We start from the raw sequence: 13393 nt of genomic DNA on the forward strand, positions 1-13393 counted from the left end.
TCCCGGCGATCAAGACACTGGGCCGTCCATGGGCGGCCCGGGGACAGGTCCCGGTCTCATGACCAGCACCACCGCTCCCATCCGCCAGGCACGCCTGGCACTGACACCGAACACCTCCCTGGCCGGGCTGCTGGACGGCGCCTGGTGGCCGTACTCACGCGATCTCGTCGTCGAGCTGCCGCCCCTGGTGGACGCGCTGCGGGACCGCTGGGGGCGCGTCACGCGCATCACCGCGAACCCCGTGCCCTGGCCCGTCGCCCCGTACCAGGTCCCCGTCGGCGGATACGCCGTGCACGTCGGCTGGTTCACCGACCAGGCTCCCGACACGATGATCCTGCTCTCGTACCACCTCGGCCGCTGCGACCTGCTCGTGATTCCCCCGGAGACCGAACCCGCCTCCGCCGCAAGGCTGATGGCCGTCGCCTCCGCTCCGGGCAACCTCCACACCACGGACACCCTCATGTCCGACGAGGACGCCACCGCTCGCCGCCTGCGGGAGGCGCGAGCCGGTGAAGACGCCCGGGAGGCGGACGGCGAGGTCTCCTCGCGGCTCCGGCCCCGTCCCCGCCCCCGCCCCGTCGTCGGGGCACGCATGATCTACCTGCCGCAGAACATGCGGAGGTGACGGCTGCCGGTCTGTCGTCTCCCCGGCCTCTTCGCGCCGCGAACAAGTATCTGTGCCGGCGGGATGAGAATGCGAGGAGTGGCGCCGCCAGGCTTATTGGCGTCCAGAAATAGTGGCGCCATCGAACCGGGAACGACCGAGTCCGCGTGCTAGTCTCGATTTCAGTTGCAGTTGTGGTTCCCAAAACTTCAAGCCCCCAGTCAAGCCCATCGGCCCCTGGGAGTGCTTTTTCGTCTCCGGTCTCTCCGGCGGGGTAATCATCACGGCGACACAGCATTCGCGCAGTGCGGATGCCGATGAGCCCCCAGAAAGAGATCTGACATGAGCAGTGGCACCGTGAAGTGGTTCAACGCAGAAAAGGGCTTCGGCTTCATCGCGCAGGACGGCGGTGGCCCCGACGTGTTCGCCCACTACTCGAACATCGCCGCCCAGGGCTTCCGCGAGCTGCAGGAAGGCCAGAAGGTCACCTTCGACGTCGCGCAGGGCCAGAAGGGCCCGACGGCCGAGAACATCGTTCCCGTCCGAGGCTGACGCGCACGACGTGGCTGGGGCCCGCATCCCTCGGGGTGCGGGCCCCAGCCGCATTCTCTTCTCCGCCGACACGGCCTTTCATGTCCGCTCGAATCCGCCTCGGAATTCTCCTCGCCAATCGATCGTCGGACAATTCATGGATGGACGCCGAGTCGAGAGGGCCCGCATGAACAGCACGGCCACGACGCACCGTTTCCCCGGACGTCCGCGACGACAATGACGGACCGAGGCCGGGTGGATTCACGCCGGCTCCGTCGATCCCCCCACGCTCCCCGCGCGCCCCACGCTCCCCGCCGTGACGAATTTCGCCGATCTCGACATGCCGAGACGATTGCTCGCCGCGCCCGGCGTCGAAGGCGGGGCTCGGCGCGATACTTCCGACCCCGTCATGCGCTCCGGATCCGAGCCCCGGCGGCCAGAACCCGATCTCGTACCCGGGGCCGACACTCTTCTCTCTCCCACCCAGGAGTCGCATGTGACACCGACTCAGGCACAGCTCCACCCCGCGCTCACCGCCGGCGGCCCGCCCGCGCCCCAGACCGGCGAGGCAGAGCCGCATGTCTGGGCCGACATGACCGTCGAGGTGGCTCTGGCGGTCATGAGCGGCGCGCGCACCGGGCGCCTCATCGTCCGGGACGACGACGGGCTGCCCACCGGCCTCGTCACCCGTGCCCAGCTCAACGGCTTCCGCGCCACCTCCGCCTACACCGACCGGGTACAGCTGCGTGACCTGCGCCCCGCGGGCTTTCCGTCCCGTCCTTGACGACGCGGGCCGAGGCCGAGCACATCCACCCGCCCCACCGCCGTACCGGCCGATCCCGTTCCTCCTTCTTCTGCGAGCTTCCGCGAGCTCCTATGCGCTGCGTCATACCGCCGCGACTTCAGCGCCCGCGAGGTCGTCAGGGCCCTGACCCGGCTCGGCTTCACCTGCCGTACCCGCTCCGCGGCCACGGACGGCCCGGTCCGGCACGTCCGCGGCGGTCTGACCCTGCGGCGGGCGCACATCCCGTACGAGACGCGGGGACCGGCTGCGTTCACGCCGACCTCCGGCTGTCGTCCGGCCGGTCTCGCGAGCGGGAGACGCTCGCCCGACGGAGTCGCGCGGCGGAGGACCGGCGGACGTCAGCCGTGATGCGGGCACGCCCGGGATCACGGCACGGCTCCGTGGTAACGGCAGTTCGGATGGGAGCATTACCCTCGGTGAAGGCGTCGGGCCCCCGACGCACACCGGAAGGTTGGGCGGAGAGCATCCGTGCCCGAGCGGACACGGCACCGCGAGGACTGTGCCGGCGTGTGGCTCCGCGTGCGGACCACCACCGGATCACGGTCCTCCTCGGGCGCTCCGGTGTCCGAAGGCGCCAGCGCGCAGGTCTCCTCGGCCCCTCCCCCAGAGAGGTGAGAATGACAGCAGACGATGCCCTCGGCCGTCTCGACGATGACGACTACCCCGCCTACACCATGGGCCGGGCCGCCGACATGATCGGCACGACCCCCGGGTTCCTCCGCGCTCTCGGGGAAGCCCGCCTGATCACGCCGCTGCGTTCCGAGGGCGGCCACCGGCGCTACTCCCGCTACCAGCTGCGCATCGCCGCCCGCGCCCGGGAACTCGTCGACCAGGGCACGCCCATCGAGGCCGCCTGCCGCATCATCATCCTCGAGGACCAGCTCGAAGAAGCCCAGCGCATCAACGCCGAATTCCGCCGCGCGGCAGCCGAGGGAGAGCCTCCGGCCGAGGGCTGAGCGGCGCCGGCGCCCGCAGCGACTCTGCGACTCTGCGACTCTGCGACTACCCAGTGGACCCGGCAGCACCGTGGCCGAACCCGCTGTCCGCAGCCATCGACCACGTGGTTCCCGTAGCTGCCGGCGGGCCCCACCCAGGCCGAGCTGTGCATCCGTGCCCTTCTCGACAGGCTCGGAGGAGAGGTTTGTCCGCAGGCCAGAGGCCATATTGGCGGTAAGCGCGGCGGTGATTCCCAAGCAGCAGGAAAGGTGGCCCGCCCCGCTGCCGGGGGATGACAGGGGGCGGGCCGGGAGAGTGGTCTGTCACCCCGTCACTGACGGGGCCGGCTGGGGCGACGCCGTGGCCGCGCCGGAAGTGCTGTACGCCGCGAGAGGCCATTCACGCTGGTAGATCGGGAACGCCAGTTCCTTCTCGAAGAGCGGGGTGCCGAGGATGGCGATACGGGCCATCAGGGCGCCGCTGATGTCGAGACCGCCGTAGACGCCGGCCTTGCCGTTGACGACCGGGGCGGCGCCGGTGGAGTCGATGGTGACCGAGCCCTCGACCGCCGTACGGAGGTATGGCTTGATCGACGCCTTCAGGCCCACCGCGTCGTACAGGGCGACCGAGCCCTCGATGTTCAGTCCGGTACGGACGGACGCCTGGCCGCTGAGCGTGGCGCGGACCGGCGAGATGTTCAGCGTGCCGGGGTCGGTGAGCGTCTTCCAGCCGTTGCCCTTGGTGTAGTCGGAGTGGATGCCCCAGGTGGCGGCGAGCTGCTGCTCGGCGTCGATAGTGACCTTGCCGTCGGCTCCGACGGTGGCGTAGAGCGTCAGGTCCAGGGTGAACACGATCGGCACGGGACCGGCCATCACCGTGGGGGTGGAGTGGAGCTTGGCGAGCGGGATCCGGACCGGCTCGGCGGACCCGGCGATCCCGGCGCGGACGCGCCAGTCGGCACGGGCGGCGACCTGGAAGCCGACGCTGGCCTGCTGGGGGCTGAGCATGCGGCCGTCGTAGGAGAAGTCGAGGGTCGGGTCGAGCTGGACCGAGCCGGCCAGGGACACCGAGGCGCCGTGGGGCAGCGGGATCGTGGTGTCCGCGTCCAGCTTCAGGCCGGCCGAGACGGAGCCGTCGCCGCCGTCGGCGCGCTTGGTGAAGGAGAGCTTGAGGTCCTTGACCTGCGGCTCGACGGTGATGTTGCGCGGGTCGAGGGCGGTACGCAGGCTCGCGGAGCTGTCGCCGAGGAGCTCCGAGACGGTGGCCGGGCGGGTGCTGACGGCGGTCTTGCCGTCCTCGGTCTGCTTGACCTCGGTGACCGCGAGGAGGGCGCCGCGCGGGGCGGCCGGGGTCGGCGGACTGTCGATCAGCTGACCGGGCCGGACCCCGGCGTCGGCCGCGGTCGTGGCGTTCTGCGGAGCGTCGTCGGCGGGGGCCAGGACGGCCTCGCCGGTCCGCCGGTCGTACAAGGCGAGCTCGAGGTCCGGGGTGCCGGCCTGGACAGGCCTGCCGGACTTCGCGGGAGGAGTGACGATCGCCAGCTTCGCCGGCTTCTCCCTCGGCACGACCGTGACCGGCAGGCTCCTGGGGCCGGGGGTGTGCCGGCGTACCTGCGGTGTGGGGGTGGGGGTGGGGGTGACCGTGGGGTCGCCCGACGGGGAGGCGGCACTCGGGGTGACGGTGGCGTGGACGGCGGGGGCGGGGGCGTTGGCGTCGGCGGAGCGGGCCGCCGGTGGCGTCGTGCCGCAGCCGCTGAGGGTGAGGGCGGCGGCCACCGTGAGCACGGTCAGTGCTCGGGTGCGTATGGACATGCGGAGTGGTCACCTTCGACGTCGAGTTGGTCAGGTTCGATGTGTGGGGAGGGAGGCGGAACACAGGCGCATGGGCCTGACACAGGCGATGCCAGCCAATGTCAGGTCCATGACATGACCTGCGGTGCCGCGCGAGGCTGTGGCCTGAATGGGGGGCAGGCCACGCCCGTCGCCGGGTGCACGGATGCGCCCGGCGCGCTGACCGCAGAGGCGAAACTACAGCCTGTAGTTCCGTTGGGCAGACCGTACACTAGCCGGTAACCACACACGAAAACCGGGCAGTCAAGACCCCTGACGAACCGACGACATCAGGCCACGCACGCATGGGCGAGAAGCCAGGGAGGGCAGGAGATGGGCAAGCCGCCACGCTCCCCGCTGACCCGGGAGGGCATCCTGCGGGCCGCCCTGGCGCTGGTGGACGAGGAGGGCGCCGCCGCGCTGTCGACGCCCCGACTCGCCGCCCGACTGGGCGTCAAGGGCCCCTCCCTGTACAACCATGTCTCCAGCCGGGACGAGATCATCGACGGCATCCGGGAGCTGATCGCGGCCGAGATGGACCTCGACGCGAGCATCCACCCGTGGACCGCGGCGGTGGACAGCTGGGCCCGCGCCTACCGGGCCGCGATCGCCGCCCACCCACACGCGATCCCACTCCTCGCAGGACGGCCGGTGCGCTCGGCCTCTGCCCTACGCGGCTACGCGGCGGCATTCGACGTGCTGCGCGCCGCCGGATGGCCGGAGGACCACCTGATGCCCTTCGTGCAGTCCTTCGAGTATTTCCTCGCCGGCTCGGCCCTCGCCCTGGTCGACGCCCCCATCGCGCTGCCCCTGCCGGACGACGAACTCCCGCCCGGCCTGGACCCGTTCCTGAACGCCCCGCCCGACTACCGCGACATCGCGTTCGACGCGGGCCTGGCCGCCCTCATCCGCGGCTTCCAGGCCACCCTCGACACCCTCCGGACCGCCACCGACCGGTGAGCCCAGGCACCGACACCCCTCGCGAGGCCGTGCCACAACGTGCCGGCAGGCGCGGTGAACAGCGGTCAGCCGTCGAACACCTCGTCTTCGAGCACATCAGGGAAGTCGGTACGGGAGATCAGGTGGTCGTAGCCGAGGCCGGCCGCGTGGTCGGCCGGAGGTGCGGGATGCCGCAGTGGCGGAGCTTTCTGTGAGCGACTGCTCGGGCTGGGGGTCGTGACCACTCCGTCCGACGCCCCCTGACAGCTCCGACGAGAACAGCCACGCCGCTGAACTGCGGGAGCGGTGGACCTGCAGCCAGTGCATCCAGACCCCTTCGCGGGCCGGACTGCGGGGTGTCTACGGCTGGGTGGAGAAGATGGTGCAGATGCCGTCCTCCGCGCAGGTGGCCGGGTCGGTCTCGGCGGCGCGGTGGGCGAGAGTACGAAGTGCGGTGCGGGTGGTGCGGAGTTCGGCGATGCGGCGGTCGATCTCTTCGAGGTGCTGGTCGATGAGGTCGGTGACGTGGACGCAGGGGGCTTGCCCGCCGTCGCGGAGGGCCAGGATGCCGCGGATCTCGGCGAGGGTGAGGCCGGCGTGCTGGGCGTCGCGGATGAAGGCGAGCCGGGTGGTGGCTTCGGGCGGGTAGTCGCGGTAGCCACCGGAGGTCCGGGGTGGGGCGGGCATCAGGCCGGCCTGCTCGTAGTAGCGGATGGTCTTGGCCGTCACTCCGCCGGCGTCGGCGAGGTCTCCGATGCGCATGCCTCAAGGCTAGCGCTTGACCTTCCAGTGCACTGGAAGGTCTACGTTCGGTTCAGAGGCGACAAGCCGAGAGGACGCTGCCATGCGGATCACGGTTCTGACGGTTCCGGACTGCCCGAACGGCCCGGTCGTGACGGAACGGATCACCGCCGCGCTGGCCGGCCGGGCCGCCGAGGTCGAGCACATCGAGGTGCACGAGGAGACCGATGCCGGCCGCTGGGGCATGGCCGGATCCCCGACCGTCCTGCTCGACGGCACCGACCCGTTCGCGGTGGCAGGGGCGGCGCCGAGCGTGGCGTGCCGCGTCTACCGCGAAGGCGGCCAGGTGGACGGCGCGCCGAGCGTGGCCGCCCTGCGTACCGCCCTCGCCGAAGCGGGCCTTGGCGAGGCTGCGGAGCGGAACTGCTGCGAGGAGGACCTGCTCGGTCTGGTCGGGCGGGGCGGCCGCGGACGGGTGGCTCCGGTCGAGGGCGGGCTGCGGGCCGTGCATCGAGCCGTACTGCGCCACTTCGCGACCACCGGCCGGGCGCCCGGGGTGGCGCTGCTTGAGCCTGTCGCGGCTGCTGCCGGGCGTACGGCCCGGGACGTGCTGGCGGAGCTCGACCGGGAGGACTTCCTGACACTGGACGAGGACGGGCAGGTCCGGGCGGCGTATCCGTTCTCCGCCGTACCGACCTCGCACCGGGTGCGTATCGACGGCGGGGCGGAGGTGTTCTCGATGTGCGCCGTCGACGCCCTCGGCATCCCGGCGATGCTCGGCCGGGACGCGGTGATCTCCTCCACCGATCCGGTCACCGGCGAGCCGGTCACGGTCACCTCGACGGGAGGGACGACGGTGTGGGAGCCGGAATCGGCCGTGGTCTACGTCGGCCGCCGAGGCTGCTCCGGTCCCGCCGAGACGGTGTGCTGCGACACGCTGAACTTCTTCACCAGCCGCGCATCGGCCACCACCTGGTCGAAGCGGCATCCGGACGTGCCCGGCGAGATCGTCGGCCAGGACCGCGCCGAGGAACTGGGCCGGGCGGTCTTCGGCCCGCTGCTCGCCACGGAGGCCCCCGACTCCCCGAGCGCTCCCTGACGTACCGTCGATCGAGGAGGATGACCCCATGCAGATGCGGATCGAAGCGGTCGACCTTCCCGGCCGTACGTGCGGTGCCGCCCCGGACTTCCCCGGCTACGACAACATCCACGTCGCGGTCCAGCGGCGCGACCGCAGAGACGAGCTGCTCGACCCGCACCCCGGCGACGCCGCCTCGGCGACGTGGACGCTGGACTGTACGGCGACGGCGACCGACGCGGGCATCGACATCAGGGGTCCCTACATCCAGGGCCGGCCCGGAGCCCGCTTCGTCTACCTGTCCTGGGGCACCATGGACGAAGCGGGGACCTTCACCATGTTCCGGCGGGCCAAGCTCATGCTCGACGCGATCGCCCCCGCCACCGTCACCGCCGCGATGAGCTCCGGACGGCTCCTCGCGCGCCTGCGTCTCACCGACGGGCGCGGCCAACCCTTGTGCGCCCAGGTCCGGCCACCGCACATCGAGTGGTCGGCCGCACCGCAGCCACGCGGCGTCGACACCGCGACCCCGTAGGGCGTACGGCGCGCCGGCCGCCCACGGACAGGGCCGCAGCCGGACAGGGCCGCAGCCGCCCGTCGGCGGCCGTCGGCGGATAATGGAGGCGCGCAGGTGATCCCTCGCGGAGTAGCAGTTCCGCACGGCGGAAGGACCGCCATGATGATCACGAACGATCGCCCGGCTTCGGACATACGCGAGCCTTCCCCCTCGCCGGAGGAGCGGCGGGTCTACCGTGCGCCCGTCGGCTCCACCTGGGTCGTCCGGGAGCCCTCCCCCGGGCCCGGCACCGTGGTGCTCTCCGCGACCGGTGAATTCGACATGGACACCGTGCAGTGCCTGCACGAGGCACTCGCCGACGCCCGCCACGCCGGTGCCCGGCAGACGGTCCTGGACATCTCGCAGGTCGGATTCGGCGACTCCTCCTTCCTGCACGAACTGGTCGCCGCCCACTTCAGCCACCACCACCGGCTCGTCCTCGCCGGCCCGATCCCCGACCAACTGCGCGAGCTGTTCCTCCTGACCGGAACCCTCCGGCTGTTCCACACCGTCAGAAGCCGCAGGAGCATCGGCCTCACATGACCGGGCCTGCGCCTGGGTCGGTACGACGTAGTCGGGGCGGGCGGGATCGTCGTGCGTTCCTCGGCCTTCTCGCTGCCGGCGCCCTTGAGCCGGCACGGGTGGCGCCGGAGAGTGACGTGACGGTGTGTCCGCGTGTCCGGCACCAGCCTGCTGTGGCTTGATCGTCGGGCGGTCCCAGGCAGGGACCCGAGCATCCAACTCAGTCGGCATCTCCGGTCGAGGCGGCGCCCGTGAGCGTCACCTCCACCGCCGGCGCCAACCAGCCCTTCACCGTCCCGTCCGGCGTCACCCAGCTGACCATCACCGCCACCGGCGCCGCAGGGCAGAACGGGTCCGACGGAGGCGCGGGCGGAAGCGGCTCCACCGTCACCGGCACCGTGACCGTGCCGTCGGGCGCCAGCACCCTCTACGTCAACGTCGACACGGGCGGAGGCGCCGGCGCCCTGAGTCACGGTACGCCGCTCAGAAGCGTCGGTCGGTTTCAGGCGGAGGCGGCTTGGAGGAGGGTTTCGGCGGCAGCGGTGCGGGCGTAGAGGACGGAGCGGCCGGCACGGTGGGCGCTGACCAGACCCGCGTTGCGTAGCGCGGTGAGGTATTGGGACACCCCGGCCGGGGAGAGTCCGGTGCGGTGGGCCAGTTCGGTGGTGGAGGCCGGGGTCTCCAGTTCGGCCAGGAGCAGCGTTCGTGAGCGGCCCAGGACCGGGGCGAGAGCGCCGGTTCCTGTGGCGGGCCGTGTCACCCAGAGCGTGCCGATACCGCGGGCCGGATAGGCGAGTTGTGGCGGGTCCGGCGGTCGCACACGGGTGCGCAGACCGGGGCCCGTGAACGCGGAGGGGATCAGCAGCAGTCCCGCGCCTGTGGACCGGCGGGGCAGGTTTCGTTTCCGGCGGACCAGTGTGAGCGTGTTGTCGGCCCAGCTCACCGAGGTGTGCAGGTCGTTGAAGAGGTGGCCCGTGCCGTGCTCGGCGACGGTGCGGGCCCGGTGGAGGATGTCGGCGTCCAGCACGGCCTTGATCCGTGCCCAGTACGGGGCGAGTGCCAGCTCCCAGTACGTTTCGACCTCTCTGGTGACCTTGGCCAGACGGGAGGGCGGGTCGGCGTGCAGGCTCGACAGCCGCGGGCCGAGGTGTCCCTGGTGGCGGGCGAGGTGGTCGAGGTCCTGACGGACCCGGTCGGCGGGCGAGGCCGAGATCGCATCCCACTCGTCCGCCGGTGTGGGGGCCGGTCCGGCGGGGGCCGGGTTGAGGAAGTCGGGCACGTAACCGGAGGGTCCGATCAGCTCGGCGACCGCACGGTCCACCGGATCGGCTTCGGCACGATGCGCCTGCCCCAGCACGGCGAGGCGTTCGCCCCTGACGCCGTCCCTCGCGACCGCGACCAGGCGATCAAGGTGCTGCGCCGGGCGGTCGACCTCGGCGTGAACCACATCGACACCGCCGCGTTCTACTTCTCGCCGCTGCGCTGCGCCAACGAACTGATCAACCGCGCCCTCGCGCCCTACCCGGACGACCTCGTCATCGCCACCAAGGTCGGCCCCGGCCGCGACCCCTCCGGTGACTGGCTGCCGCACGCCACCCCCGAGCAGCTGCGCGGCCAGGTCGAGGAGAACCTGCGCCGGCTGGGCCGCGACCACCTCGACGTGGTGAACCTGCGCATCGTCGGTACCGATTCCGTCGCCGACCGCTTCGGCGCGCTCGCCGAACTGCGCGACGCCGGACTCATCCGCCACCTGGGCCTGTCCAACGTCCGCCCGCACCACCTCGCCGAGGCCCAGGCCATCGCACCGGTGGTCTGCGTCCAGAACATGTACGGCATCGGCGCGTCGCGTGAGCAGGAGGAGCTCCTGCGCCTCTGCGGTGAACAGGACATCGCGTTCGTGCCGTTCTACTCGATCGCCGGCACCGGACGCACAGCCGGCGCAAGCGGCGTCGACAGCAGCAAGGTGCACACCATCGCCCGCGCCCACGGGGTCAGCACAGCCCAGGTCCGGCTTGCGTGGACGCTGCACCGCGGCCCGCACGTCCTGGCCATTCCCGGAACAGGCGATCTCGACCACCTCGCCCAGAACGTGGCCGCCGGCTCGCTGCGCCTCTCCGGGGACGAACTGGCCGTCCTGGACTCGCACTCCCTCGATGCCGAAACGACAGCGTGAGCAAGGCAGCCCGATGACGTCGCGGCCCCGAGCCGGCGCCGCCCGCGTTCGGACGCCCCCGTGCGTCAGGCGGCGGTGGTGCCGGGGCGGACGATGGCGACCGGGCAGGAGGCGTGGACGGCGCACTGCTGGCTGACGGAGCCGAGGAGCAGGCTGGCGAATCCGCCACGGCCCCGACTGCCCACGACCAGCAGGTCCGCGCCCACGGACGCCTCGGTCAGTACCGCGGCCGGGTTGCCCGGGGCCACGTGCTCCTCGAACGGCACGTCGCCCGACTGGTCCATCACGGCGCGGATCTCGTCGGACACCGCCTGTCTGGCCTGTTGCGGGTCGAAGGCGGCGTCCACGCCCGACGCGGACCAGCCCACGGCTCCGGGCACGTCGTAGGCGCCCCACGCCTCCAGCTTCGCGCCGGTCAGGCGGGCCTGCCGTACCGCCCATCGCAGGGCCTCGTACGAGGTCGGGGAGCCGTCCACTCCGACGACGATGCGCCGGGGCTCCTCGCTCTGCCCGCTCTGCTCACTGGTGTTCATGGCGAGTCCCTTCACGTCACCGGCTCCGGCGCGGGCACCGGACCGGGCAACGGCCCCGGCTGGGGTCGCGGCTCCGGGCGCGGGCCCCCCGGCTGCGGATCCGGCCCGGGCTGCGGAGGCGTCGGCGGCACCGGGTCGGGGCCGCCGGGCCCGGACCGGGAACCGGCCCCGGCTGCGGACCAGGCCCCGGGCCCGGTGCCGGCGTGGGGCTCGGCGGAACCGGATCATTCGGCGGAGTGCCCATCGAGGCCCGTGCTGCTCGCGCCGGCTCCGGCCCCGGCCTTGGTGCCGGTGCGGGGCCAGGACCCGGACCGGGCCTCGGCCCCGGCCCCGGACGGGGTGCCGGCGGCCGGCCAGGGAACGGGTTCGTCGGGGGCGCCGGCCGCGGCTCCGACGGATCCGCGGGGTCCGGCGGCATCGGACGGGTCGGGGTCGGGGGAGGGAGACCGGTCTGCGCGTCGCTCACCATGATCACACCCGTTCACAAGGTCCTCGGGCGGTAGCTCTCCACTCTCTCGGCTGCCCGGACAGGGCCCGCCCATTCCCCGCCCCCTGCCCTCTGCCCCCTGCCCCCTGCCCCCTGCCCCCTGCCGGGCATAGCGGCACGACGTCCGGGAACGCGCTCATCAGAGGAGTGGCGTGAGCGGTGAGGAGACGGCGGGAGGAGACGGCATGGACACCTCGCTTCCGGAGACCCTTCCGGAGACCATGGCGGCCTGGGTCGTCTCCGCCGACCGCCCGGGGAGCCTGGAGCGCGCGGAGCTCCCCGTACCGGTCCCGTCGCCGGACGAGCTGCTGGTCCGCGTACGGGCCTGCGGCGTGTGCCGTACCGATCTGCACGTCCGCGACCACGACCTGCTGCCCCACCAGGACCGGGTCGTACCCGGCCACGAGGCCGTCGGCGACCTCGTCGCCACCGGCAGCGAGGTCACCGGGGAGCAGCGGCCCCGGGCCGGCGCGCCGATCGGCATCCCGTGGCTCCGCGGCACGTGCGGCGCATGCCCGTACTGCACGCGCGGCCGGGAGAACCTGTGCCTGTCCTCGCGCTACACCGGCTGGGACGCGGACGGAGGCTATGCCGAGTACGCGACCGTCCCTGCGGAGTACGCCTACGAGCTCCCCACCGGATCTCCCAAATCCCCCGGGTACTCCGCCGAGGAGCTGGCGCCCCTGCTCTGCGCCGGGATCATCGGCTACCGGGCCCTGCGCCGGGCGGATCTGCCCGCCGGCGGCCGGCTCGGCATCTACGGATTCGGCGCCTCCGCGCACCTCGTCGCACAGCTCGCCCTCGCCGAGGGCGCCACCGTCCATGTGCTCACCCGCTCGCCCGCCGCCCAGACCCTCGCCCTGGAACTCGGCGCCGCCTCGGCCCGCGACGCCCTGCGAGGGCCGCCCGAACCGCTGGACTCCGCCGTCCTCTTCGCCCCCGCGGGCGAGCTCGTACCGGTGGCCCTGGAGGCGCTGGGCAGCGGCGGAACGCTCGCCGTCGCGGGCATCCATCTCTCCGACATCCCGCCCCTTGACTACCGCAAGCACCTCTTCCGGGAACGGACCGTCCGCAGCGTCACCGCCAACACCCGCGAGGACGGACGCGCGTTCCTGTCCGCGGCCGCCGAACACCGACTGCGCCCGACCCTGTCCCGTTACGACTTCGCCGCCGCCGACACGGCCCTGGACGACCTCGCCGCCGGCCGCGTCCACGGCGCGGCGGTCCTCCGCATGCCCGTACCGCCCGAACCGCAGGAGGCTCGTCATGAACGAACGGAAGCTCTCCCGCGAGGAGAAGATGATCCTCGACGGCATCGAACAGGACCTGCGGGGCGATGAACCCCTCGATCACCGGCTCCGCGCCCTCGGAGAGGAGAACAGCCCTGGCGGCTGGATACGCCGGCACCGCCTCGGCCTGGCCACGGCATGCCTCGGCATCGTCTGCGTGGCCTTGTTCGTACCGACGGTCGCCACCTCGTCCCCGGCGCTGCTGTGGCTCTTCGCCGCCGTGTGGGTGGTCACCGCGGTGTGCCTCATCCGGTGGGTGGAGCGAGGGTGGCGCCGCCGGAGGACCGCAGCGGCCCGACGGAAGGCGGCGACGACGCCATAGCGACGGCCGCGTCCCGCTGACGGGGCGGGGCGGGGCGGGGCGGGGCCG

General features: G+C 72.4%; 16 protein-coding genes. 11 read left to right on the plus strand and 5 right to left on the minus strand.

Annotation, left to right across the window (positions count from 1 at the left end):
* Nucleotides 1-58 precede the first annotated feature (58 nt).
* From JAO84_RS16990 to JAO84_RS17005, 4 genes are all read left to right on the plus strand, one after another.
* Nucleotides 59-625: a DUF5994 family protein gene (locus JAO84_RS16990; RefSeq protein ID WP_370413647.1), complete on the plus strand. Its 567-nt coding sequence runs from the start codon at nt 59-61 to the stop codon at nt 623-625.
* Between the two features lie 321 nt (nt 626-946).
* A complete protein-coding gene (locus JAO84_RS16995; protein ID WP_370413648.1) occupies nt 947-1156 on the plus strand; it encodes a cold-shock protein in 210 nt (69 codons plus the stop codon).
* Nucleotides 1157-1631: 475 nt separating this feature from the next.
* Nucleotides 1632-1919: a CBS domain-containing protein gene (locus JAO84_RS17000; protein WP_370413649.1), complete on the plus strand. Its 288-nt coding sequence runs from the start codon at nt 1632-1634 to the stop codon at nt 1917-1919.
* Between the two features lie 638 nt (nt 1920-2557).
* On the plus strand, nt 2558-2896 hold the full coding sequence (locus JAO84_RS17005) for a MerR family transcriptional regulator (RefSeq protein ID WP_370413650.1): 339 nt from the start codon (nt 2558-2560) through the stop codon (nt 2894-2896).
* A 303-nt stretch (nt 2897-3199) separates the two neighbouring features.
* On the opposite strand, the gene JAO84_RS17010 is transcribed toward JAO84_RS17005, so the two are convergent.
* Nucleotides 3200-4687 (minus strand): hypothetical protein, encoded by a 1488-nt coding sequence (locus JAO84_RS17010; protein ID WP_370413651.1) that lies wholly within the window; start codon nt 4685-4687, stop codon nt 3200-3202.
* 351 nt (nt 4688-5038) lie between these two features.
* Between JAO84_RS17010 and JAO84_RS17015 the strand changes: the two genes are divergently transcribed.
* On the plus strand, nt 5039-5665 hold the full coding sequence (locus tag JAO84_RS17015; protein ID WP_370413652.1) for a TetR/AcrR family transcriptional regulator: 627 nt from the start codon (nt 5039-5041) through the stop codon (nt 5663-5665).
* A 339-nt stretch (nt 5666-6004) separates the two neighbouring features.
* Here JAO84_RS17015 and JAO84_RS17020 read toward each other — a convergent pair whose 3' ends face one another.
* Nucleotides 6005-6406 carry a heavy metal-responsive transcriptional regulator gene (locus JAO84_RS17020; protein ID WP_370413653.1) on the minus strand — a complete coding sequence of 134 codons (402 nt, stop codon included), beginning with the start codon at nt 6404-6406 and terminating at the stop codon, nt 6005-6007.
* An 82-nt stretch (nt 6407-6488) separates the two neighbouring features.
* On the opposite strand from JAO84_RS17020, the gene JAO84_RS17025 reads away from it, so the two are divergent.
* The 3 genes from JAO84_RS17025 to JAO84_RS17035 all read left to right on the plus strand — a co-directional run bounded on the left by JAO84_RS17025 (nt 6489) and on the right by JAO84_RS17035 (nt 8562).
* Nucleotides 6489-7484: an alkylmercury lyase family protein gene (locus JAO84_RS17025; protein WP_370413654.1), complete on the plus strand. Its 996-nt coding sequence runs from the start codon at nt 6489-6491 to the stop codon at nt 7482-7484.
* A 28-nt stretch (nt 7485-7512) separates the two neighbouring features.
* Nucleotides 7513-7998 (plus strand): DUF5990 family protein, encoded by a 486-nt coding sequence (locus JAO84_RS17030; RefSeq protein ID WP_370413655.1) that lies wholly within the window; start codon nt 7513-7515, stop codon nt 7996-7998.
* Between the two features lie 144 nt (nt 7999-8142).
* A complete protein-coding gene (locus JAO84_RS17035) occupies nt 8143-8562 on the plus strand; it encodes an STAS domain-containing protein (RefSeq protein WP_370413656.1) in 420 nt (139 codons plus the stop codon).
* A gap of 199 nt (nt 8563-8761) precedes the next feature.
* On the opposite strand, the gene JAO84_RS17040 is transcribed toward JAO84_RS17035, so the two are convergent.
* Together JAO84_RS17040 and JAO84_RS17045 are read right to left on the minus strand one after the other, a co-directional pair.
* Entirely contained in the window at nt 8762-8965 is a 204-nt protein-coding gene (locus JAO84_RS17040) for a hypothetical protein (protein ID WP_370413657.1), read from the minus strand.
* A gap of 78 nt (nt 8966-9043) precedes the next feature.
* Nucleotides 9044-9862 (minus strand): ArsR/SmtB family transcription factor, encoded by an 819-nt coding sequence (locus JAO84_RS17045; RefSeq protein ID WP_370413658.1) that lies wholly within the window; start codon nt 9860-9862, stop codon nt 9044-9046.
* On the opposite strand from JAO84_RS17045, the gene JAO84_RS17050 reads away from it, so the two are divergent.
* Nucleotides 9758-10714 (plus strand): aldo/keto reductase, encoded by a 957-nt coding sequence (locus JAO84_RS17050; protein ID WP_370416784.1) that lies wholly within the window; start codon nt 9758-9760, stop codon nt 10712-10714. The genes JAO84_RS17045 and JAO84_RS17050 overlap by 105 nt on opposite strands.
* Nucleotides 10715-10779: 65 nt before the next feature.
* On the opposite strand, the gene JAO84_RS17055 is transcribed toward JAO84_RS17050, so the two are convergent.
* Nucleotides 10780-11247, minus strand: a complete 468-nt coding sequence (locus JAO84_RS17055) for a universal stress protein (RefSeq protein ID WP_370413659.1) — start codon at nt 11245-11247, stop codon at nt 10780-10782.
* A gap of 708 nt (nt 11248-11955) precedes the next feature.
* Between JAO84_RS17055 and JAO84_RS17060 the strand changes: the two genes are divergently transcribed.
* Nucleotides 11956-13074 (plus strand): zinc-dependent alcohol dehydrogenase family protein, encoded by a 1119-nt coding sequence (locus JAO84_RS17060; protein WP_370416785.1) that lies wholly within the window; start codon nt 11956-11958, stop codon nt 13072-13074.
* On the plus strand, nt 13001-13345 hold the full coding sequence (locus tag JAO84_RS17065; protein ID WP_370413660.1) for a DUF3040 domain-containing protein: 345 nt from the start codon (nt 13001-13003) through the stop codon (nt 13343-13345). Before JAO84_RS17060 ends, JAO84_RS17065 begins: the two co-directional genes overlap by 74 nt.
* Nucleotides 13346-13393 lie beyond the last annotated feature (48 nt).

The sequence above is a fragment of the Streptomyces fradiae genome, assembly GCF_041270065.1.
GTDB lineage: Bacteria > Actinomycetota > Actinomycetes > Streptomycetales > Streptomycetaceae > Streptomyces.